This window comes from Microbacterium sp. EYE_78 (genome assembly GCF_023149035.1).
Lineage (GTDB): Bacteria > Actinomycetota > Actinomycetes > Actinomycetales > Microbacteriaceae > Microbacterium.
In genome coordinates, this window is the sequence record NZ_JAHXMY010000001.1 from 1201728 (window position 1) to 1223702 (window position 21975).

Genomic DNA, 21975 nt, shown 5'->3' on the forward strand with positions numbered 1-21975 from the left:
TTGGAAATCGCTTTCCCGATTCTCTTGCAAAACGTTTCAGTGAGCGGTACCGTGGGCGGCAAGCGCTTTCCCGACACAGCCAGCTGCACCGAGAGCGCGACCGCCAACACGGACCACGACGTCCGCGGACACTCGTAACGCGGACGTTCGAGAGAGGACAAGGATGTTCATCAGCAAGCGGGCACTCGCAGCCGTCGCACTCGCGACCGGCTCGGCCATCGCCCTCGCCGGCTGCGCCGGATCGCCGGAGCCCGCGGGCACGTACAACCCGGAAGAAGAGGTCACCCTCGATCTCGCGTTCTGGGGCAACGACGTGCGCGCGGACCTGTACAACCAGGCCATCGAGGCGTTCAACGAGGAATACCCGAACATCACGGTCAACCCGACCTTCCTCGCCTTCCCCGAGTTCTGGGAGAAGCGTCAGACCGAGGCCGCGGGCAAGAACCTGCCCGACGTGATGCAGTTCGACTACTCCTACCTCCGTCAGTACTCCGAGAACGGTCTGCTCCTCGACCTCGACCCCTTCCTGGGCGGAATCATCCAGACCGACCCCCTGCCGCAGAACATCCTCGACGTCGGCAAGGTGGGCGACACCACCTACGGCATCGCGACGTCCACCAACGCCTGGGGCCTGTTCACCAACCCGGTCCTGCTGGAGGAGGCGGGCGTCGAGGACTTCGCTGGCGGCTCCTGGGCCGACTACACCGCCTGGATGGCGGAGGTCACCGAGGCCGCCGGCGGCGACGTCTGGGGCGGCAGCGACTACACCGGCCGCATCCAGAACTTCGAGCTGCAGCTGCGCGCCGAGGGCGGCAACCTCTTCAACGAGGAGGGCGAGCCCCAGTTCGACGAGGCGCGTCTGAAGGCGTTCTGGGAAGAGGGCCAGGAGATCCGCGACGGCATCGGCGTGCCGCAGCAGACGGTGGAGGAGGCCCTGCCCCTCGGCCCCTTCGACACCGCCACCACCGCCAGTGAGCTGACGTGGGACAACTTCGGTGCCGGCTACCTCGGCAACCTGGGTGAAGGCTTCACCGAGCTGAACCTGCTCGCCCCGCCCGTCACCGAGGAAGGCGCGAAGGACCTCTACCTGAAGCCGTCGATGCTGCACACCATCGCCGCCAACACCGACGCTCCCGAGGCGGCTGCGACCCTCGTCGACTTCCTCGTGAACTCGCCCGAGGCGGGTGCGATCTTCGGCACGAACCGTGGCCTCCCCGCATCCGAGACCGCACTCGAAGCCGCTGACCTCGACCCGCTGAGCCAGCAGGTCCAGGCGCACGAAGAGGCCATCGCGGACCGCCTCGGCGACGCTCCGCCGGTGCCGATCGTCGGCTACGGCACGCTGGAGGAGAAGTTCCGTCAGCTGGGTGTGGAGCTGAACTTCGGCACCATCACCGTCGACGAGGCCGTCTCGCAGTTCTTCACCGAGATGGACGTCGTCCTCAACCAGTGATGACCCGTGGGGCCCGGGTGCAGTGCGCCCGGGCCCCACGCCCATCCTCCGCCCCCCGAATCCAGGAGCCCGACGTGAGCACCACAGCCACGAGAGTGATCGTCACCGGCGACAAGCGCCGCCGCGACCTCGTCCGGAAGCGACGCCCCGAGAGCCTCAGCCGTCCCGGCCAGCGGTCCCGTTCCCGCAAGGAGACCCTCGCCGGCTACGGGTTCCTCGTTCCGTGGCTCATCGGCTTCTTCGGGCTGACCATCATCCCGATGGTCTACTCCCTGTACCTGTCGTTCACGCGGTACAACATCTTCCAGCCGCCGTCGTGGGTCGGTCTCGACAACTACATCCGGCTGTTCACGAACGACCCGCAGTTCATCCAGTCCGCGCAGATCACCCTGATCTACGTGCTGGTGGGAACGCCCATCACCCTCGCCGCGGCCCTGCTCGTGGCCATGCTGCTGAACTTCCGCGACAAGGGCTCGGGCTTCTTCCGGTCGGCGTTCTACGCGCCGTCGCTCATCGGCGGCTCGGTGTCGGTCGCCATCGTCTGGCGCGCCATGTTCGCCGGCGACGGCCCGGTCGACTCGTCGCTGTCGTTCTTCGGACTCGACCTCGGCGGATGGATCGGCAACCCCGACCTCGTCCTGCCCGCGATGATCGTCCTGTCGATCTGGCAGTTCGGCGCGACGATGGTCATCTTCCTCGCCGGACTCAAGCAGATCCCGAAGGAGCTGTACGAGGCGGCCGAGATGGACGGCGCCGGATCGTGGCACCGCTTCCGCGCCGTGACCCTGCCGATGCTGTCGCCGGTCATCTTCTTCAACCTGCTGCTGGGCCTCATCGGCGCGTTCCAGGTGTTCGCCTCGGCCTACATCATCTCGAACGGCTCCGGCGGGCCCGCGGGGATGACCAACTTCATCACCCTCTACCTCTACAAGCGCGGCTTCGCCGACGGGCAGATGGGCTACGCGGCCGCGATCGCGTGGGTGCTGCTGGTCGTCGTCGCCGTCATCGCCTTCATCCTCTTCCGCACCCAGCGCTCCTGGGTGCACTACGCAGGAGACAACCGATGAGCACCTCCAACGTCGCCACGACCTCGGGCGCGGCATCCACCCCCGTCTTCGCCGCCCAGCAGACCATCCCGGCCCCGCCCCGCAAGAAGGTCAATCGCAAGACCTGGCAGACCGTGGTCTGGCTGATCGGGCTGATCGCCCTCACGGCGCTCGTGCTCTACCCGCTCGTGTGGCTCGCGTTCTCGACCTTCAAGCCCAACGGTGAGTTCGGGCAGAACTCCGGGCTGCTGCCGAACTCACCCACGTTCGACAACTACACCAAAGTGCTCGAGGGCATCGCGGGCGTGCCGCTCTGGAAGTTCTTCTGGAACTCCCTCATCCTCGCCGTGGCGGCGGTGGTGGGCACCGTGCTCTCGAGCGCGCTCGCGGCCTACGCCTTCGCGCGCATCCAGTTCAAGGGGCTCGGCATCCTGTTCGCCGCGATGATCGGCACGCTGCTGCTGCCGTTCCACGTCGTGATCATCCCGCAGTACATCCTCTTCAACAACTTCGGTCTGGTCGACACGTTCTGGCCGCTGATCCTGCCGAAGTTCCTCGCGACCGAGGCGTTCTTCGTCTTCCTGCTGGTGCAGTTCATGCGCCAGATGCCGCGCGACATGGACGAGGCTGCGCGCATCGACGGCGCGGGGCACGTGCGCATCTTCTGGGCGATCATCCTTCCGCTCGTGAAGCCCGCGCTCATCACCTGCGCCATCTTCGCCTTCATCTGGTCGTGGAACGACTTCCTCGGGCCGCTGCTGTACCTGACGAGCCCCGAGAACTACCCGCTGCCGATCGCGCTGCGCCTCTACAACGACCAGTCGTCGACGAGCGACTACGGCGCCACCGTGACGGCCTCGTTCCTGGCGCTCCTCCCGGTGCTCATCTTCTTCCTCGTCTTCCAGCGCTTCCTCGTCGACGGCGTCGCCACGCAGGGACTCAAGGGCTGAGCATGAGCCTCACCCGCGGATCCGAACGGCGTGCCGTGCGCGCGGCCGTCCGCGCCGACCGCACCGGCAGCGGGCCGACGCTCGAGGAGCGCGCGCCCGCCCGGTTCCCCGGTGCGGCAGCACGCTTCGCCCTGCTGGGCGAGGTGCTGCTGACGGGTCTGCTGATCACACTGGTCGGGATGCCGCTGGTGACCCTGCCGATCGCGGTGGCCGCCGGCATCCGCCACCTCCGCCGCTTCATCGCGGCCGAGGACTCGCGGGTGTCGCTGTTCTGGGCCGACGTCCGTGCCGGGATCGGCTCGGGACTCGTCGTCGGCGTCGTCGTGGTCGTCGGCGTCGTCGCGCTCCTGATCGACATCGACGTCGCCCGCTCCGGGTTCCTGCCCGGCGGCGCGGTCATCGAGGTGGTCGGCTGGGCGGGGCTCGCCGCGCTCGCCGTCGCCCTGCTCGCCGCCGCGTCCGCGTGGACCCCCGAGCTCGGCTGGCGCGGCGCCGTCCGACGGGTGCCCGCAGCGGTCGCGGCCGACCCCGCGGGCGCGCTCTATCTCTTGGCCGCGGCGGGGTTCGTCGTCGTGCTCACCTGGGTGCTCGTCCCCCTCTTGCCCGCCGCCCTCGGGTGCGCGGCGCTCGCCGCGGTCGCGGTGCCCGAGCGCCCGCGTCGCGCCGCCCGGCGCTGACGGCTCCGCCCGCGACCTCCTCCGGAAGGACCTCGTGACCATTCACGGCCACCTCGACCCGCGCACCGCGCACACGGACATCGATCGCCGGATCTTCGGCGGCTTCGTCGAGCACCTCGGGCGTCACATCTACGACGGCATCCACGAGCCGAGTCACCCGAGTGCGGACGCCGACGGCTTCCGTCAGGACGTCGTGCAGCTCGTCCGCGAGCTGGGCGTGTCGACCATCCGCTACCCGGGCGGCAACTTCGTCTCGGGGTACCGCTGGGAGGACGGTGTCGGTCCGCGCGAGCAGCGGCCCCGCCGGCTCGACCTGGCCTGGCACTCGACCGAGACGAACGAGGTCGGTCTGCACGAGTTCGCGCAGTGGCTCGACCTCGTGGGCAGCGACCTCATGCTGGCGGTGAACCTCGGCACCCGGGGCACCCTCGAGGCGCTGGACCTGCTCGAGTACGCCAACGCGGACGCCGACACCGCCTGGACCCGGCAGCGCGCCGCGAACGGCGCCGCATCGCCGTTCGGCGTCCGGATGTGGTGTCTCGGCAATGAGATGGACGGGCCGTGGCAGCTCGGTCACCGGAACGCCGACGACTACGGCAAGCTCGCCGCGCAGACGGCGAAGGCGATGCGCCAGCTCGACCCGAGCATCGAGCTCGTGGTGTGCGGTTCGTCCGGCAGCGGGATGCCGACCTTCGGCTCGTGGGAGCGCACGGTGCTCGAGCACACGTTCGACGACGTCGACTTCATCTCGTGCCACTCCTATTACCAGGAGCGCGGCGGGGACGCACAGGAGTTCCTCGCCTCGGGCATCGACATGTCGCGATTCATCGAATCCGTCGTCGCCGTGGCGGATGCCGTCGCCGCGACGAAGAAGAGCGACAAGCGCATCATGATCTCGTTCGACGAGTGGAACGTCTGGTACCTGTTCGACGAGAACGGCGACCAGGACGACAAGCCCGCCGAGTCGGGATGGCCGGTCGCACCGCGTCTGCTCGAGGATCGCTACCACGCCCTCGACGCGGTCGTCTTCGGCGATCTGCTGATCACACTGCTGCAGCATGCGGACCGGGTGCGTTCGGCATCCCTCGCGCAGCTCGTCAACGTCATCGCCCCGATCATGACCGAGCCGGGTGGTCCGGCGTGGCGGCAGACGACGTTCTTCCCGTTCTCGATCACGTCGCGTCTCGCCGGCGACCGCGTCGTCCGGCTGCCCCTCGTGACGTCGACGTTCACGAGCGCGCGATTCGGCGAGGTGCCCACGGTCAACGCGGTCGCCACGCTCGACGACGACGGCGCGAGCGTCTTCGTCGTGAACCGGTCGGTGTCGGACGCCTCGACCGTCCGCATCGACGTATCGGGCCTGGTCCGCGACCTCGGGCGGGCGCCCGCGCTCGTCGAGACGCACCTGCTGCACGAGGACGACATGTACGCCGCGAACACGCTCGCCGACCCCGAGCGGGTGGGCACCCGCCCGCTGGAGGGTGCCGTGCTCGATGACGGCGTCCTCCAGATCCCGTTGCCGCCGGTGAGTTGGGCGGCCGTGCGGCTGGCGTGAAGGACCGGCGGGAACGCTTGCGGTAAGCGCATTCCCATGCCACACTGAATCAACCGGAAAGCGCTTACCCGCCTCACTGCGGGTCGGCGTCCCAGACCACGAAGGACTCCACCGTGTCAGAGACGACCATCACCGCCCCCGCGCCCGCCGCGCCCGTCGCCGGCCCTCAGGTCCGCGAGATCGGCATCATCATGAACGGCGTCTCGGGCCGCATGGGGTACCGCCAGCACCTGGTGCGCTCGATCCTCGCGATCCGCGAGCAGGGCGGTATCGAGCTTCCCGACGGCTCGAAGGTCACCGTCAAGCCGCTGCTCGTCGGCCGCAGCGAGGCGAAGCTCGCCGAGCTCGCCGCGAAGCACGGCATCGAGGACTACACGACCGACCTGGATGCCGCGCTCGCCGACCCCCGCTGGGAGATCTACGCCGACTTCCTCGTGACGAAGGCCCGCGCGACGGCGCTCCGCAAGGCGATCGCCGCCGGCAAGACCATCTACACCGAGAAGCCGACCGCCGAGTCGGTCGAGGAGGCGCTCGAGCTCGCGAAGCTCGCCGCCGAGGCCGGCGTCAAGACCGGCGTCGTGCACGACAAGCTGTACCTGCCCGGCCTGCAGAAGCTGAAGCGCCTCATCGACTCGGGCTTCTTCGGCCGCATCCTCTCCGTCCGCGGCGAGTTCGGCTACTGGGTCTTCGAAGGCGACTGGCAGCCCGCGCAGCGTCCGTCGTGGAACTACCGCGCCGAGGACGGCGGCGGCATCATCGTCGACATGTTCCCGCACTGGAACTACGTGCTCGAGAACCTCTTCGGCGAGGTCAAGTCCGTCTACGCCCAGGCAGCCGTCCACATCGCGGACCGCTGGGACGAGAAGGGCGAGCACTACACCGCCACCGCCGAGGACGCCGCCTACGGCGTGTTCGAGCTCGAGGGTGACATCGTCGCGCAGATCAACTCCTCGTGGACCGTCCGCGTCAACCGCGACGAGCTCGTCGAGTTCCACGTCGACGGCACCCACGGCTCCGCCGTCGTGGGCCTGTTCGGCGCGAAGATCCAGCCCCGCAACGCGACCCCGAAGCCGGTGTGGAACCCCGACCTCGAGGACACGCACGACTACGACGCCGACTGGCAGCAGATCCCGACGAACGACGTCTTCCTCAACGGCTTCCGTCAGCAGTGGGAGGAGTTCCTCGTCTCGTACGCCCTGGGCACCGACTACGAGTTCGACCTCCTCGCGGGTGCGCGCGGCGTGCAGCTCGCCGAGGCGGGTCTGCAGTCGAGCCGCGAGGGCCGCAAGGTCGAACTGCCCGCCCTCTCGCTGGACTGAGCGCCATGACCGACCTCACCCTGCTCGCCGGCGACGGGGCGCTCCGACGCGTCCCGCTCGTCGACACCTCCGGCTTCACGCGTCCCGAGGGGGCCCTTCGCAGCCGCGTCGCCTATGCGGCCGCGCACGTCGTGCCGCACACGCACGCGGACAACACGCCGGGACAGCCTGCCGACATCGACTGGGACGCCACGCTCGCCTTCCGGCGCAACGTCTACTCCTGGGGCCTGGGCGTCGCGGATGCGATGGACACGGCGCAGCGCAACATGGGGTTGGATGCCGCGGCCACCCGCGAGCTCATCTCGCGTTCCGCGGAGGTCGCCCGTGAGGAGGGCGGGTCGGTCGTGGTCGGCGTCAACACCGACCACGTCGAGGACGAGCGCATCACCCTCGACCAGGTGCGGGACGCCTACCTCTCGCAGCTCCACTTCACCGAGGAGCAGGGTGCGGGTCCGGTGCTGATGGCCTCCCGCCACCTGGCGCGCGTCGCCACCGGCGCGGAGGACTACCGACGGGTCTACGACGCGGTCCTGTCGCGTGCGAGCGCCCCGGTCGTGCTCCACTGGCTCGGCACGGCGTTCGACCCGCAGCTCGCGGGCTACTTCGGCGCGACCGACTGGCAGACCGCATCCGCCGTCCTGCTCGAGATCATCGAGGCGAACGTCGACAAGGTCGCCGGTGTCAAGATGAGCCTGCTCGACGCGGACTCCGAGGTCGCGGTGCGCGAGCGGCTGCCCGAATCGGTCCGGATGTTCACGGGCGACGACTTCAACTACGTCGGGCTCATCGGCGGCGCAGACGTGCCGGACGCCCCGCAGCCCCGGCGCGACCCGGCATCCGCCCGTCAGCACTCGGACGCCCTGCTCGGCGCGTTCGCGGCGCTCACACCGGTGGCCTCCGCAGCCATCCAGGCGCTCGACGCGAATGATCCCGCCCGCTACCTCGAGGTGCTCGCGCCGACCGAGGCGCTGTCCCGACAAGTCTTCGCGGCGCCGACCTTCTACTACAAGACAGGCGTCGCCTTCCTCGCCTGGCTCAATGGGCACCAGCCCGCCTTCCAGATGGTCGGCGGTCTGCACTCGGCGCGGAGTCTTCCGCACCTGTCACGGATCGTCGAGCTGGCGAACGAGGCGAAGGCGTTCGAACGACCCGAGCTGGCGGCTGAACGCTGGAACGGGATGCTGCGACTGAACGGAATCGACGCATGACCACGCTCGCCGGCCCCCTCGCCGATTCCGACTCGACCGCGGTCCACCCGCGCCTGTCGATCAACCAGGGCACGATCAAGCACGCCGACCTCGCGACCGCGCTGCGGGTGACCGCGGCTGCCGGCGTCCGCTCGATCGGCCTGTGGCGCGAGCCGGTGCAGGAGGTCGGCCTCGCCACCGCCGCATCCATGCTCACCGACTCGGGGCTGCGCTTCTCGACCCACTGCCGCTCCGGGTTCTTCACGATGCCCGAGGGCGCTGCGCGCCGCGCCTCGATCGACGACAACCTCGTCGCGATCGACGAGGCGGCGGTCCTCGCGGCGGCGGGCGCTCCCGGCTCGGAGGCCGTCCTCGTCCTCGTGGCCGGTGGTCTGCCCGAGGGCTCCCGCGACCTGCGCGGCGCGCGTGAGCGGGTCCGCGACGCGATCGGCGAGCTCGCCCCGCACGCCGCGGCGGCCGGGGTCACCCTCGCGATCGAGCCGCTGCACCCGATGTACGCGACCGATCGCTGCGTGGTCTCGACGCTCGGCCAGGCACTCGACATTGCGGCGGACTTCGATCCGTCGGTCGTCGGTGTCACCGTCGACACGTTCCACGTCTTCTGGGACCCGGACGTGTACGACGCCATCGAGCGTGCCGGCCGAGAGGGTCGTATCGCGACGTATCAGGTCTGCGACTGGAAGACGCCGCTGCCCGCCGACGTCCTGCTCGGGCGCCACTACCCGGGCGACGGCGTCATCGATCTGGCCGCCCTCACGCGGGCCGTGACGGACACCGGATACACCGGCGACGTCGAGGTCGAGATCTTCAACGCGGACGTCTGGGCGACCGACCCGCTCGAGGCGGTACAGCGCACGGCGGCGGGCTTCGCGGCATCCGTCTCGCCGCACCTCGGTCGCTGACGCGAGCACCCTAGACTTCGCTTCATGACCGACCGCACCCTGCGCCGACCGGCCACGCTGAGTGCCGTCACCCTCGACGACGTCGCCCGTGAGGCGGGCGTCTCGCTCGCGACCGCGTCCCGCGCGCTGAACGGATCGACGCGCAAGGTCGCCGACTCGTATCGCGAGCGGGTCGAGGCTGCCGCCGCGCGGCTCGGTTACACCGCCAACCTCTCCGCGCAGGCGACCGCCCGGGGCACATCGGCGATCATCGCGCTGCTCGTCGCCGACATCGCCGACCCGTACTTCGGCCTCATCGCGTCGGGCGTGGCCCGCGGCGCCGACGAGGCGGGTCTCGTCGTGACCGTCGCGATCACCGAGCGCGACCCCGCGCGAGAGGTCCGCCTCGTGCGCGCCCTCCGCGGACAGCGACCGCGCGGGCTCATCCTCGCCGCGTCGCGCAGCTCGGCGCAGCCCGACCCCGAACTCGCCCGCGAGCTCGGGCTCCTCGCCGGCATGGGCGGGCAGGTCGTCGCCCTCGGTCCCGGCGTCGACGACGTCCGGTCGCTCATCCTCGACAACCGCGCCGGCGCGGACGCGCTCGGTCGCGCGCTCGTCGAGCGCGGCTACCGCGACGCCGTCATCCTCGCCGCCGCCGAGGGCACCGCCACCAGCGACGAGCGTCTGGCCGGCTTCACGGCGGGGTTCACCGCCGCCGGCGGGTCCGAGCCGCGCGTCTACCGCGAGGGCTTCACCCGCGAATCCGGACAGGCGGCGATGACCCGAGCGCTCGCCGACGGCGTGGCATCCGGCACCGTCGTCTTCGGCATCAGCGACGTCGTCGCGATCGGCGCCCTGACCGCCCTCCGCGAGGCCGGACGCACCCCCGGCACCGACATCGCTCTGGCCGGCTTCGACGACATCCCCACGGGCCGCGACGTCACGCCCGACCTCACCACCGTCCGCGTGCCGCTCGAGGACGTCGGCTATCACGCCTTCCGCGCCGCGACCGACGCGGACTGGCAGCCGCACCCCGACGACCTGCGACTCGAGGTGCTGCTGCGCGCGAGCACGCCGCCGCGCGCATGACGGTCGTCGTCGCGCTCGACAGCTTCAAGGGCTCCCTGCCCGCTGCCGCAGCGGCGGACGCCGTCGCTGCAGGATGGCTCGACGTCGATGCGTCGGCCGAGATCGTGCTGCGTCCGATGGCCGACGGCGGGGAGGGGACGCTCGACGCCTTCGCCGCGGCGGTGCCCGGCGCCGAGCGGCGCCCCGTCCGCGTGCGCGGCCCTCGCGGGACTGCGGTGGATGCCGCGTGGCTGCATCTGCCCGACGGGACCGGCGTCGTCGAGCTGGCGTCCACGAGCGGCATCGAGCTGCTGGGCGAGGATCGGCTGCCGTGGGACGCTGACACCACCGGCTTCGGCGAGGCCATCGTCGCCGCCCTCGACGCGGGGGTCCGACGCCTCGTGGTGGGTATCGGGTCATCCGCGTCCACGGACGGCGGGAGTGGGATGCTGCGCGCCCTGGGGGCCCGCATGGTCGACGCGGACGGGCGGGACGTCCCGCGCGGGGCGCGCGGCCTCGCCGCCGTCTCGGCCATCGACCTCACGCGCCTGCGCCCCCTGCCGCCGGACGGCGTGACGGTGCTCAGCGACGTCACCAACCCGCTGACCGGCCCGTCCGGCGCCGCCGCCGTCTTCGGGCCGCAGAAGGGCCTCACCGGTGACGACGTCGACCTCGTCGACGGGGTGCTCGAGCGGTACGCCGCCTGCATCGCCGCCCACCGGGCGTCGGCGGATCCGCTGCTCCCCGGCGCAGGCGCGGCCGGGGGCACCGGCTTCGCCCTGGCGGCGTGGGGCGCCTCGCTCGTGCCCGGGGCGCCCGAGGTCGCCGAACTCATCGGCCTGCGCGCAGCGGTGCGCGGGGCATCCCTCGTCATCACGGGGGAGGGATCGTTCGACGGGCAGTCCGAGGCAGGCAAGGTCCCGGCGTTCGTGCGCGCCCTTGCGGACGGTTCGGGCGTGCCGACGGCGCTCGTGGCGGGACGGATCGGAGCGGACGCCGACACGTCCGGCTTCGCGCGTGCGCTGTCGCTCACCGAACTCGCCGGCGGCGCGTCGGCCTCGATGGCGGACCCGGTCCGATGGCTGCGCGCCGCCGCGGCGATCCTCGCCGATTCCTGAGCGCGGCGCCTCGCGCTCACAGCCAGCGTTCAGCCGGCCCATAGCATCCGGCGCACGGGCACACAAGGCCTGCGTGATCGTGTTGTGTCTTCCCTACAGTCGGCGACGACGACCGGCCTGCAATCCGATCCCGGCGTCGCACCGAAACATCTGCAGCACCACTCGTCTGCAGGCCCGCGGCATCCGTCGCACCAACGGAGGGACAATCCCATGACCAAGTCACCCAACCGCCTCGTCGCCGTCATCTTCGGCGCGGTCTACATCCTCGTCGGCCTGCTCGGGTTCACCGTCACCTCGGGCGTCGACTTCCTCGCCAACGAAGGTGGCCTGCTGCTCGGCATCTTCATGGTCAACCCGCTGCACAACATCGCGCACCTCCTGATCGGTGCCGCGCTGCTCATCGGCGGCCTGTCGAACGTCCGCGCCGCGAAGGGCGTGAACATCGTCGTGGGTGCCGCCTACCTGCTGCTCGGCATCGTCGGCTTCTTCATCGAAGGCAGCGCCGCGAACATCCTGGCGCTGAACGCCGCCGACCACTTCCTGCACCTCGCCAGCGCGCTCGTGCTGCTCGGTGTCGGCCTCGCCGCCGACAAGAACGTCCCGGCTCGCGCCGCCGTCTGATGTCGCCGTCCGCACTGGTCCGCTCCTGGCCGACGCTCGCCGCATGGGGCGCCGGACTCCTGCAGCTCGGACTCGGCGCGGGCGCCGTCACCAAGGGCGCTGACGTCGCGGCTCGCGGCGTCGGCGTCCTCCTGGTCACCGTGGGGGCCGCGGCACTCGTCTGGGGCGCCGTGGCCCTCGCCAAGGGCCGCCTCGTCGCCCCGCGCGGGGCCATGATCATCGGGCTGGCCGGTATCGCCGCGACCACGACCGTGCTCCTGGTGAATCCCGTGCAGATGAGCGCCTACCCGGTCGCGGTCGCGCTCGCGCTGTCGTTGGTCGTCGGTGTGACCGCGGCCGTCACGGCGCGACGGGCCGCACGCCCCGAGCCGTCGGCCGTCCGGACCGCCGCCCGCACGAGTGTCTGGGGCCTCGTCCTCGGCGCGTTCCTGCTCTCGGGCATCGTGACGCCCGCGCTGGCCGCGACCCCCGTCGGGAGCGACGCCCCCGGCGCGAATGTCAACGAGGTCTTCATGCCCGGCCACGGCGGGCACTGAGCCCTTCGCAACGAGAACGGCCCCGGCATCCTCATCGGATGCCGGGGCCGTCGTCGGTTCCGGTTACAGCCCCTGTGCGAGGCGGTAGTACGCCTGGTTCCAGCGGAGCTCCTTCTGGAACCCGCGCGCCGTCGTGTCCTCGTCGATGACGAGCAGCTCGGTGCCGGCGATGTCGGCGAAGTCGCGGAACACCTCGATGCCCACGGCCGTCGTCATGACGGTGTGGTGCGCGGCGCCCGCGGCGAGCCAGCAGGCGGCCGAGGTCGCGAAGTCGGGCGAGGGCTTCCAGACGGCGCGGCCGACGGGGAGCTTGGGCAGGTCGGGCGCATCGACGTTCTCGACGACGTTCGCGACGAGGCGGAACCGGTCGCGCATGTCGCTCATCGCGACGACGAGGGCGGGGCCGGCATCCGCCGTGAACACCAGGCGCACGGGGTCGGCTTTGCCGCCGATGCCCAGCTCGTGCACCTCGAGGCGCGGCTTCGAGGTCGTGAGCGTCGGCGAGACCTCGAGCATGTGCGCCCCCAGGATCCGCTCGGCACCGGGCACGAGGTCGTAGGTGTAGTCCTCCATGAGGCTCGCGCCGCCGGGCAGACCCGAGCCCATGACGTTCGCGACACGCACGAGGATGGCGGTCTTCCAGTCGCCTTCGGCGCCGAAGCCGTAGCCCTCGGCCATGAGGCGCTGCACGGCGAGGCCGGGCAGCTGCGTCAGCGCGCCGAGGTCTTCGAACGACGTCGTGAACGCACCGAAGCCGCCGGCCTCAAGGAACGAGCGCAGCCCGATCTCGATCGCGGCGCCGTCGCGTAGCGACTGGTGCCGCTCGGCGCCGGGGAGCAGCTCGTCGGCCACGTCGTACGAGGCGACGTACTCCTCGACGAGCGCGTCGATCTGCGCATCGGATGCCTGGGCCACGGCATCCGCCAGTTCGTTCACGCCCCACGTGTTGACCTGCACGCCGAACTGCAGCTCGGCCTCGGTCTTGTCGCCCTCGGTGACGGCGACGTAGCGCATGTTGTCGCCGAAGCGGGCGAGCTTGAGCGTCTTCACGGCCTGCCAGCCGGCGGCGGCGCGCTCCCAATCCTCGATCTGCTGCACGACGACGGGGTTCGAGACGTGACCGACGACGGTCTTGCGGGGGACCCCGAGCCGCGTCTGGATGTACCCGAACTCGCGGTCGCCGTGGGCGGCCTGGTTGAGGTTCATGAAGTCGAAGTCGATGTCGTTCCACGGCAGCTCGACGTTCGCCTGCGTGTGCAGGTGCAGGAGCGGCTTGCGGAGCGCGTCGAGGCCCGAGATCCACATCTTCGCGGGGCTGAACGTGTGCATCCACGCGATGACGCCGATGACCGAGTCGTCGGCGTTCGCGTCGAGGGCGAGGCGGCGGATCGAGTCCGAGTCCTTCAGGACGGGCTTCCACTCGACCTTCACGGGCAGGCCCGCGAGGCCCTCGGCGACGGCCTGCGATTGCTCGGCGACCTGCCGCAGCGTCTCCTCGCCGTAGAGGTTCTGGCTGCCGGTGACGAACCAGACGGTGTACTGCTCGAGGCTGGTGGAGAGGGTCATGCTGTTCCTTCGTTCTTCGATGAGCGGATGCCGCCGAGCGGCAGTGCGGTGACGGCGGCCGCCTCGACGGCCAGGCCGTCGCGGTAGCGCGCGAGGTAATCGGCGAACCCGGCGACGTCGGCCGGCTCGGGGGTGGCGGTGTCGGAGGCCGACCCCGCGAAGACGCGATCGGTGAGCCACGCGGCGAGGTCCGGGGACGCGTCCGGTCGCTCGGGCGCCGATCCGGCGGCATCCTGGGTCCCCCGAGTGCGCGCGACCGCGTACGCGGCGAGCACGGCCATGCCCCACGCGCCGCCCTCGGCGGCGGTGTCGCCCACCGTGACGGGCACGTCGAGAGCCCCGGCGAGGAAGCGCTGCGCCACCCCGGCGGTGCGGAAGACCCCGCCGTGCGCGAACATCGCGTCGAGCTCGACACCCTCCTCGGCGAGCGTCTGCATGCCGATCGCGAGCGTCGCGAACACGCCGTAGACCTGCGCGCGCATGAGGTTCGCGAGCGAGAAGTCCGCGTCGGGCGTGCGGACGAGCAGGGGGCGCCCCTCGGCGAGGCCGGCGATCGGCTCGCCCGACAGGTGGTTGTAGGCGAGGAGACCACCGGCATCCGACCCGCCCTCGAGCGCTTCGCGCAGGAGCGTCTCGTAGACGGCATCGGACGAGAGCGACTGACCGGATGCCGCGGCGAACCGCGCGAACAGCGCCGCCCACGCGGCGAGCTCGCTCGCGCCGTTGTTGCAGTGCACCATCGCGACGGGGTCGCCGGCGGGCGTCGTCACGAGGTCGATCTCGGTGTGGACCCGCTCGAGCGGGCGCTCGAGGACGACCATCGCGAAGATGCTCGTGCCCGCGCTGACGTTGCCGGTGCGCGGCGAGACCGCGTTCGTGGCGACCATGCCGGTGCCGGCGTCGCCCTCGGCGGGAGCGGCGACCGCGCCGGGACGGAGGATGCCGGTCGGGTCGAGCAGGGCGGCGCCTGCCGCGGTGAGCGCCCCGGCATCCGCTCCCGCGGGGAGCACCTCGGGCAGCAGGTCCGTGAGGCTGCGACCGGCGAGGAAGTCCGCCGCGTGCGCGTCGTAGGCGGCGATGCGGTCGCGGTCGTAGCCGCCGTCCGGGCCGATCGGGAACATTCCCGACGCGTCGCCGACGCCCAGGGCGAAGCGGCCCGTGAGCTTCTCGTGCACCCACCCGGCGAGGGTGGTGATCTTCGCGAGGGAGGCGAGATGCGCCTCGTCGTCGAGGACGGCCTGGTGCAGGTGCGCGATCGACCATCGGAGCGGGATGTTCACGCCCAGCAGGTCGGTCAGCTCCGCGGCTGCCGCACCGGTCGAGGTGTTGCGCCAGGTTCGGAACGGGACGAGCAGTGTCCCGTCGGCGTCGAAGGCGAGGTAGCCGTGCATCATCGCGGAGACGCCGATGCCGGCGAGGTCGGTCAGCTCGGCGCCCTGGCGGCGGACGTCGGCGACGAGGTCGGCGTAGGCGGCCTGCAGACCTGACCAGATGGCGTCCTCGGCGTAGGTCCAGACTCCGCCCTCGAGCGCGTTCTCCCACTCGTGGCTGCCGACGGCGAGCACGACCGTGGGGTCGGATGCGTCGACGAGGCACGCCTTGATCCGGGTCGAGCCGAGCTCGATGCCCAGCACGGCCCGGCCGGCGGCGATGGCGCTCATCGGCGGGCGTCCGTGCTCTGGCCGTACACGTTCTGGTAGCGGTTGTAGAGGGCGTCGATCTTGTCCTGCGGGATGGGGATCAGCTCGCCGCCCTGCCGGGCGAAGTGGACGGTGCGGGCGGCGTCCTCGCACATGACGGCGGCTTTGACGGCATCCTTCGCGCTGACGCCGATCGTGAACGGCCCGTGGTTCTGCATCAGGACGGCGCGGGAGCGGTGACCGCTCAGGGTCTCGACGATGCCGCGGCCGATCGAGTCGTCGCCGATGATCGCGAACGGTCCGACCGGGATCGGGCCGCCGAACTCGTCGGCCATGCCCGTGATGACGCACGGGATCTCCTCGCCGCGCGCGGCCCAGGCCACGGCGTAGGGGGAGTGCGTGTGCACGACGCCGCCGACCTCGGGCATGTTCCGGTAGACGTAGGCGTGCGCGGCGGTGTCGCTCGAGGGCGAGCGCTCGCTCCCGGCGCTGCCGGGGACGACGGTGCCGTCGAGGTCGCACAGGATCATGTTCTCGGGCGCGAGGTCGTCGTACGAGACGCCGGACGGCTTGATGACGAACAGGTCCGCGCCCGGGACGCGACCCGAGACGTTGCCCCCGGTCCAGATGACGAGGCCGTAGCGGACGAGTTCGGCGTGCAGGGCGGCCACGTCCGCGCGGACGGCGGCGATCGCCTCATCGAGATCGGTCATAGGCGAGATGTTATCGGTAACATCTCCGTTTCGCCAGGCCGGGCCTCTCCGCCGTCGACCGTTCTCCGGATGGATCGCCCGGTCGGCACGTCTCGGCCCCCGGTGCGCCGGTCGTTCCGGAGTTCGGGCCGCGGTCCGACGGCAGCCGCCCTGCGCGACGACCGCGCTCAGCCGCGCGGCGCCGCCGTCGACGCGCGCGCGATCAGCACCGGCTCCGCCACCGCCCCGGCGGCAGGCAGCCCCAGCGCCTCGGCGACCACGCGCCGCGCCTCGCCGGCAGTGTCGACGCGGACCGTCGTGAGCGCGGGCGTGTAGAAGGCGGCATCCGCGTTGTCGTCGAACCCCGTCACCGAGACGTCCTCCGGCACGCGGATCCCCTCGGCGGCGAGTCCAGCGATGAGCCCGAGCGCCATCTGATCGTTCGCCGCCGCGACCGCCGTCGGCCCTGACGCGCCGCGCACCGCGACAGCGACCTCGCGCGCGACCGCGGCGCCCGTGGCGGCGCTCCAGTCCCCGCGCCAGGTCGCCGCGGGCCGGATGCCGGCGGTCGCCAGCGCCCCGTCGGCGCCCTCGTCGCGGGTCGTCGCTTCGAGCCAGTCCGCGGGTCCCGACAGCAGCGCGATGCGGCGGTGCCCGAGCCCCACGAGGTGGTCGATCGCGAGCGCGGCGCCGAGCCGCTGGCGCTCGGCGCCCTCACCGGTGTGCAGGGCGGCGAGCGGCGTGTCGCCGGCGACCTGTCGCAGGGCGGGCAGCGTGGCGGTGTGGGCGGCGACGACGATCAGCGCGTCGACCCCCTGCGACAGCAGTCGCTGGGCGGCATCAGTGACGGATGCCGGGTCCGCGGCATCCGCATACGCCGTCGCCAACCAGCGGTCCGCCTCGCGCGCCGCGGCGTCGAGGGCGGCGATGCCGGCACCCGGACCCCACAGGGTGGCGTCGGAGGCGACCACGCCGACGGTGCGGGTGGTCGCGGTGCCGAGCGCGCGCGCGGCGTTGTTGACGCGGTAGCCGAGCTCGGCCATGGCGGCCTCGACGCGGGCGCGCGTCTCGGGGCGCAGGTTCGGGCTGTCGTTGATGACGCGCGAGACGGTCTGCGTCGACACCCCGGCGCGCGCGGCGACGTCGCGCACGCTCGCGCGCATCGTTCCGCCCCGGGCCATGGCGCTCACTGTAGCGGCCCCTTGCACGAGTGCCGTCCCGCTGTCGAGCGGCGGCGCCCGGCGTCCCGCCGCGGTTACCGTGGAACCTCCACGCGGACGGAGGAGGGACCGGATGCGGCTGCTGCAGCGCCTCGCGCTCGGGCGCCTCTACGCGCGCCTGCCCGAATGGGTGCGCCTGCTCGTCGCTGCGGGCGCCGTCGTCCTCGGCGTCGTGATCGTGATCCGTCCGACGACGGCGCTCGGTGTGCTGGCGTGGCTGATCGGCGGCGGCATGGTGCTCACGGGTGTCATCGAGCTGACCGGTCGCGACGGCGAGGGGCCGCGCCCGCGGTGGCGCACGCTCACCGGTGCGGCGTGGGTGCTCGGCGGGCTCGTCGTCCTGCTGACGCCCGGCCTGACCGTCCGCGTCATGGCGACCCTGGTCGGCGTGCTCCTGCTCGCGGCGGGCGTCGCCGGGGTGTTCGCCGTGTTCGCGAAGGGACGGACGCTGGACGCGCGCATCGCGGATGCCGCCTTCGCCGTCTCCGGCGTGATCTTCGGTGTGCTGGCGCTGTTCTGGCCCGACATCACGCTGCTCGTCGTCGCCGTCGTGTTCGGGGCGCGGCTCATCATGAGCGGCGTCGTCGATCTGTGGACCCGGCTTCGCCGCCGCAGGGACACCGCGGCCGAGCAGCGTCACGAGGCCCGTCCGCGCCGGCGGTGGGGCCGCACGGTGATCGCCCTCGCATCCGTCGCGCTCGCCGTGACCACGGCCGTCGTCACGACGCCGCTGCGCGAAGGATCGACCGTCGTCGACGAGTTCTACGCAGCCCCGCGCGACATGCCGGGCGAGCCGGGGCGGCTCGTGCGGGCGGAGCCGTTCACCTCCGGCATCCCGAACACGGCACAGGCCTGGCGGATCCTCTACACGACCACCGGCGTCAGCGGCGAGGTGCGCGTCGCGAGCGGCGTCGTCGTCGTCCCCCGCGAGGGCGACGGCCGGTGGCCCGTCATCGACTGGAACCACGGCACGACGGGGTTCTCGGAGCACTGCGCACCCTCCCTGCAGCCGAGAGGGCTGTGGTCGGGTGCGCTCTACGTCCTGCCCGCGATCATCCGCGAGGGGTGGGCCGTCGTCGCGACCGACTACATCGGCCTCGGCACGGAGGGGCCGCATCCGTACCTCGTCGGGCCGCCGAGCGCGACCGCGTCGCTGGACGCGGTTCGCGCAGCACGTGAGCTGCAGGAGGCCGACCTCGGGTCCCGCGCCGTGATCTGGGGCCATTCGCAGGGCGGCGGCGCAGCGCTCTGGGCGGGTGCGATGGCCCGGGAGTACGCGCCCGAGGTCTTCGTGCAGGGCGTCGCCGCCCTCGCGCCGGCGAGCGACCCGCCGGCGCTCGTCCAGAACATCTCCTCGGTCACCGGCGGCAGCATCTTCGCCTCGTACGCCTTCGCCGCCTTCTCCGACATCTACGACGACGTCGAGTACGCCGACTACGTCAGGCCCGGTGCCGACACGGTGCTGCGGCAGATGTCCGAGCGGTGCCTCTCCGATCCCGCGATCGTGGTGTCGGTGGCCGCGGCGATCGGGATGAGCGGCGACCCGCGCCTGTTCTCGACGCCACCGGCATCCGGACCCCTCGGCGTGCACCTGCGCGACAACGTCGCACCGCTCCGGCAGACCGCACCGCTGCTCATCGGCCACGGCGGGGCGGACAGCGTCATCTCGGTCGGCACGCAGTCCGACTTCGTCGAGCGGATGTGCGCCGCGGGGCAGGACGTCGACTTCCGCATCTACGACGGCTACGAGCACGCGGGTGTGGTCGAACGGCCCTCGCCCCTGCTCGACGAACTGTTCGAGTGGACCCGGGCGCGGTTCGCCGGCGAGCCGGTCGCGGAGGGATGCACGACCACCCGCGAGTGACCCGGCCGGCCCGTCGGCGGCGGCCATAGGGTGGGACGCATGACCGAGAACACGCTTCCCTCCGGCATCCAGCTCGACGAGCTGAGCGCCGACGTCCGGCCCCAGGACGACCTGTTCCGCCACGTCAACGGTGCCTGGCTCGAGCGGACGGAGATCCCCGAGGACAAGGCGCGCTGGGGGTCGTTCCACCTCATCGCCGAGCAGGCCGAGCACGACGTGCGCGAGATCATCCAGGAGTCCACCAGCGCCGAGCCGGGCACGGAGGCCCGCAAGATCGGCGACCTGTTCACGAGCTTCATGGACACCGAGGCGATCGAGGCGCGCGGGGCCGAGGCGCTCGCGCCGCAGCTCGCGCAGGTCGAGGCGGTCACCGGCATCCCGAGCCTGCTGCACACCGCCGGCACGCTCGAGCGCGAGGGTGTCGCGGGGGTCTTCGGCACCTACATCGAGCCCGACCCGGGCAATCCGCAGCGCTACGTGATGTTCCTCGTGCAGGGTGGACTGTCGCTCCCCGACGAGAGCTACTACCGCCTCGACAACTTCGAGAAGACGCGCACGGCGTTCCGCGCCTACGTCGCCACCGTCTTCGGACTCGCGGGCGTCGCCGACGCCGAGGCGCAGGCCGATCGCGTCGTCGCGCTCGAGACCGAGATCGCGTCGCACCACTGGGACAACGTCCGCAGCCGTGACGCCGTCGCGACCTACAACCTGATGACGTGGGATGCCGCGGTGCAGCTCACCGGCGTCGACCTCGCCCCCTGGCGCGACGCCGTCGCCCCCGGCAAGGCCGGCGTCATCGAGGACGTCGACGTCAACCAGCCGAGCTTCTTCGAAGGGCTCGGCACCCTGCTCGTGGAGGACCGGCTCGAGGACTGGAAGGCGTGGCTGCGCCTGCAGGTCATCCGCTCCGCCGCACCCTTCCTGTCGCAGCCGTTCGTCGACGCGAACTTCGCGTTCTACGGCACCGAGATGACCGGTGTCCCCGTCAACCGGGAGCGCTGGAAGCGCGGGGTCTCGCTCGTCGAGGCCGCCCTCGGCGAAGCGGTCGGCAAGGTCTACGTCGAGCGGCACTTCCCGCCGCAGGCGAAGGAGGAGATGGACGTCCTCGTCGACAACCTCATCGAGGCCTACCGGCAGTCGATCTCGTCGCTCGAGTGGATGACGCCCGCGACCCGCGAGCGCGCGCTCGAGAAGCTCGAGGCGTTCACGCCGAAGGTCGGCTACCCGGTGAAGTGGAAGGACTACTCGGACCTCGGGATCGAGGCATCCGACCTCATCGGCAACGTCCGCCGCTCGAACGCGTGGCAGCACGACCAGCAGCTCGCGAAGCTCGGGGCGCCCATCGACCGCGACGAGTGGTTCATGACGCCGCAGACGGTCAACGCGTACTACAACCCGCTGATGAACGAGATCGTCTTCCCCGCCGCGATCCTGCAGCACCCGTTCTTCGACCTCGAGCGCGACCCCGCCGCGAACTACGGCGGCATCGGTGCCGTGATCGGCCACGAGATCGGCCACGGCTTCGACGACCAGGGGAGTGCGTTCGACGGCACCGGTGCGCTCAACGACTGGTGGACCGACGAGGACCGTGCGGCGTTCACCGAGCGCACGAAGACCCTCATCGAGCAGTACAACGCGCTCGTGCCGCAGGGGCTGTCGTCCGATCACACGGTCAACGGCGCGCTGACGATCGGCGAGAACATCGGCGACCTCGGCGGCCTCGGCATCGCGATCAAGGCCTACCGCCTGCACCTGCAGACGACCGGCTCGACGGATGCCGACGGCCCCGTCATCGACGGACTCACCGGCATCCAGCGCCTGCTGCTCAGCTGGGGGCAGATCTGGCAGCAGAAGGGGCGCGATGCCGAGACGATCCGTCTGCTGACGATCGACCCGCACTCGCCGAACGAGTTCCGCTGCAACCAGATCGTGCGCAACATCGACGAGTTCTACGCCGCGTTCGAGGTGACCCCGTCGGACGAGCTCTGGCTCGACGAGGACAAGCGCGTCACCATCTGGTGACCGCGGTGCGCGGCGCGCCGGTCGTCAGCATCGAGCTCGAGTTCGATGCGGCGACCGAGCGCGCCGTGCGCGCGGAATGGCAGGCACTCGCCGACGCCGGGCTGTCGAGCCTCGCGGCGCACACGTCGCCGTCGAATGCGCCGCACGTGACGCTGCTGGTGCGTTCCGCGGTGACGCTCGCGCACATGCCGCTGCCCCCGGCGTTCCCTGTGACGCTCGGCGCCGTGGTGCTCTTCGGGGCGGGGGAGCGGCGGGTGCTCGCGCGCTCGGTCGTCCCGTCGGCGGAGCTCCTCGCCCTGCACGCGGCGGTGCACGCCGCAGCGGGACCGGGCGACGACGCTCCGCACACCGCGCCGGGGGAGTGGACGCCGCACGTCACCCTCGCCCGCCGGATCAAAGTCTCGGACCTCGAGCGTGCGCTGCCGCTGCTGGGAGACCCGATCGTCGGGACGGTGCGGGGGCTGCGGCGGTGGGACGCGGCATCCGCCACCGTGACCGGGCTGGGTGCGTTCGCGGACAGGGCTTGACCCTCACACGGT

The 21975-nt window shown here is 71.5% G+C and carries 19 protein-coding genes; 15 read left to right on the plus strand and 4 right to left on the minus strand.

All coding sequences use genetic code 11. The features are described from left to right. Positions 1 to 163 precede the first annotated feature (163 nt). From KZX17_RS05710 to KZX17_RS05765, 12 genes are all read left to right on the plus strand, one after another. On the plus strand, positions 164 to 1453 hold the full coding sequence (locus KZX17_RS05710; RefSeq protein WP_248170179.1) for an ABC transporter substrate-binding protein: 1290 nt from the start codon (positions 164 to 166) through the stop codon (positions 1451 to 1453). Positions 1454 to 1527: 74 nt separating this feature from the next. Continuing rightward, a complete protein-coding gene (locus KZX17_RS05715; RefSeq protein ID WP_248170178.1) occupies positions 1528 to 2520 on the plus strand; it encodes a carbohydrate ABC transporter permease in 993 nt (330 codons plus the stop codon). Beyond that, entirely contained in the window at positions 2517 to 3449 is a 933-nt protein-coding gene (locus KZX17_RS05720) for a carbohydrate ABC transporter permease (RefSeq protein ID WP_248170177.1), read from the plus strand. Before KZX17_RS05715 ends, KZX17_RS05720 begins: the two co-directional genes overlap by 4 nt. Positions 3450 to 3451: 2 nt before the next feature. Next, positions 3452 to 4126 (plus strand): hypothetical protein, encoded by a 675-nt coding sequence (locus KZX17_RS05725; protein WP_248170176.1) that lies wholly within the window; start codon positions 3452 to 3454, stop codon positions 4124 to 4126. Between the two features lie 34 nt (positions 4127 to 4160). Beyond that, entirely contained in the window at positions 4161 to 5681 is a 1521-nt protein-coding gene (locus KZX17_RS05730; protein ID WP_248170175.1) for an alpha-N-arabinofuranosidase, read from the plus strand. A gap of 191 nt (positions 5682 to 5872) precedes the next feature. After that, the gene (locus KZX17_RS05735) at positions 5873 to 7000 is read left to right on the plus strand and encodes a Gfo/Idh/MocA family protein (protein ID WP_248171647.1); all 1128 of its coding nucleotides are present in this window, start codon (positions 5873 to 5875) and stop codon (positions 6998 to 7000) included. Between the two features lie 5 nt (positions 7001 to 7005). Then, positions 7006 to 8208, plus strand: coding sequence for a dihydrodipicolinate synthase family protein (locus tag KZX17_RS05740; protein ID WP_248170174.1), 1203 nt, complete (start codon positions 7006 to 7008; stop codon positions 8206 to 8208). Beyond that, positions 8205 to 9110, plus strand: a complete 906-nt coding sequence (locus KZX17_RS05745) for a sugar phosphate isomerase/epimerase (protein WP_248170173.1) — start codon at positions 8205 to 8207, stop codon at positions 9108 to 9110. Before KZX17_RS05740 ends, KZX17_RS05745 begins: the two co-directional genes overlap by 4 nt. A gap of 24 nt (positions 9111 to 9134) precedes the next feature. Continuing rightward, positions 9135 to 10178, plus strand: coding sequence for a LacI family DNA-binding transcriptional regulator (locus tag KZX17_RS05750; RefSeq protein ID WP_248170172.1), 1044 nt, complete (start codon positions 9135 to 9137; stop codon positions 10176 to 10178). Then, positions 10175 to 11275: a glycerate kinase gene (locus tag KZX17_RS05755; RefSeq protein ID WP_248170171.1), complete on the plus strand. Its 1101-nt coding sequence runs from the start codon at positions 10175 to 10177 to the stop codon at positions 11273 to 11275. Before KZX17_RS05750 ends, KZX17_RS05755 begins: the two co-directional genes overlap by 4 nt. A gap of 210 nt (positions 11276 to 11485) precedes the next feature. Continuing rightward, a complete protein-coding gene (locus KZX17_RS05760; RefSeq protein ID WP_248170170.1) occupies positions 11486 to 11896 on the plus strand; it encodes a DUF4383 domain-containing protein in 411 nt (136 codons plus the stop codon). Next, positions 11896 to 12432: a hypothetical protein gene (locus tag KZX17_RS05765; RefSeq protein ID WP_248170169.1), complete on the plus strand. Its 537-nt coding sequence runs from the start codon at positions 11896 to 11898 to the stop codon at positions 12430 to 12432. The genes KZX17_RS05760 and KZX17_RS05765 overlap by 1 nt, the downstream gene beginning before the upstream one ends. A gap of 63 nt (positions 12433 to 12495) precedes the next feature. Here KZX17_RS05765 and araA read toward each other — a convergent pair whose 3' ends face one another. The 4 genes from araA to KZX17_RS05785 all read right to left on the minus strand — a co-directional run bounded on the left by araA (position 12496) and on the right by KZX17_RS05785 (position 17511). Beyond that, positions 12496 to 13998, minus strand: a complete 1503-nt coding sequence (gene araA, locus KZX17_RS05770) for an L-arabinose isomerase (protein WP_248170168.1) — start codon at positions 13996 to 13998, stop codon at positions 12496 to 12498. Next, complete coding sequence (locus KZX17_RS05775) at positions 13995 to 15659, minus strand: FGGY-family carbohydrate kinase (RefSeq protein WP_248170167.1); 1665 nt, start codon at positions 15657 to 15659, stop codon at positions 13995 to 13997. The genes araA and KZX17_RS05775 overlap by 4 nt, the downstream gene beginning before the upstream one ends. Beyond that, the gene (locus tag KZX17_RS05780) at positions 15656 to 16351 is read right to left on the minus strand and encodes an L-ribulose-5-phosphate 4-epimerase (protein ID WP_248170166.1); all 696 of its coding nucleotides are present in this window, start codon (positions 16349 to 16351) and stop codon (positions 15656 to 15658) included. Before KZX17_RS05780 ends, KZX17_RS05775 begins: the two co-directional genes overlap by 4 nt. Positions 16352 to 16518: 167 nt before the next feature. Then, the gene (locus tag KZX17_RS05785) at positions 16519 to 17511 is read right to left on the minus strand and encodes a substrate-binding domain-containing protein (RefSeq protein WP_248170165.1); all 993 of its coding nucleotides are present in this window, start codon (positions 17509 to 17511) and stop codon (positions 16519 to 16521) included. A 112-nt stretch (positions 17512 to 17623) separates the two neighbouring features. Between KZX17_RS05785 and KZX17_RS05790 the strand changes: the two genes are divergently transcribed. The 3 genes from KZX17_RS05790 to KZX17_RS15180 are packed head-to-tail and all read left to right on the plus strand — an operon-like array spanning position 17624 to position 21963. Beyond that, positions 17624 to 19414, plus strand: coding sequence for a lipase family protein (locus KZX17_RS05790; protein ID WP_248170164.1), 1791 nt, complete (start codon positions 17624 to 17626; stop codon positions 19412 to 19414). A gap of 39 nt (positions 19415 to 19453) precedes the next feature. After that, positions 19454 to 21436: a M13 family metallopeptidase gene (locus tag KZX17_RS05795; RefSeq protein WP_248170163.1), complete on the plus strand. Its 1983-nt coding sequence runs from the start codon at positions 19454 to 19456 to the stop codon at positions 21434 to 21436. Next, positions 21433 to 21963, plus strand: a complete 531-nt coding sequence (locus tag KZX17_RS15180; RefSeq protein WP_248170162.1) for a 2'-5' RNA ligase family protein — start codon at positions 21433 to 21435, stop codon at positions 21961 to 21963. The genes KZX17_RS05795 and KZX17_RS15180 overlap by 4 nt, the downstream gene beginning before the upstream one ends. The last annotated feature ends 12 nt before the right edge of the window (positions 21964 to 21975 follow it).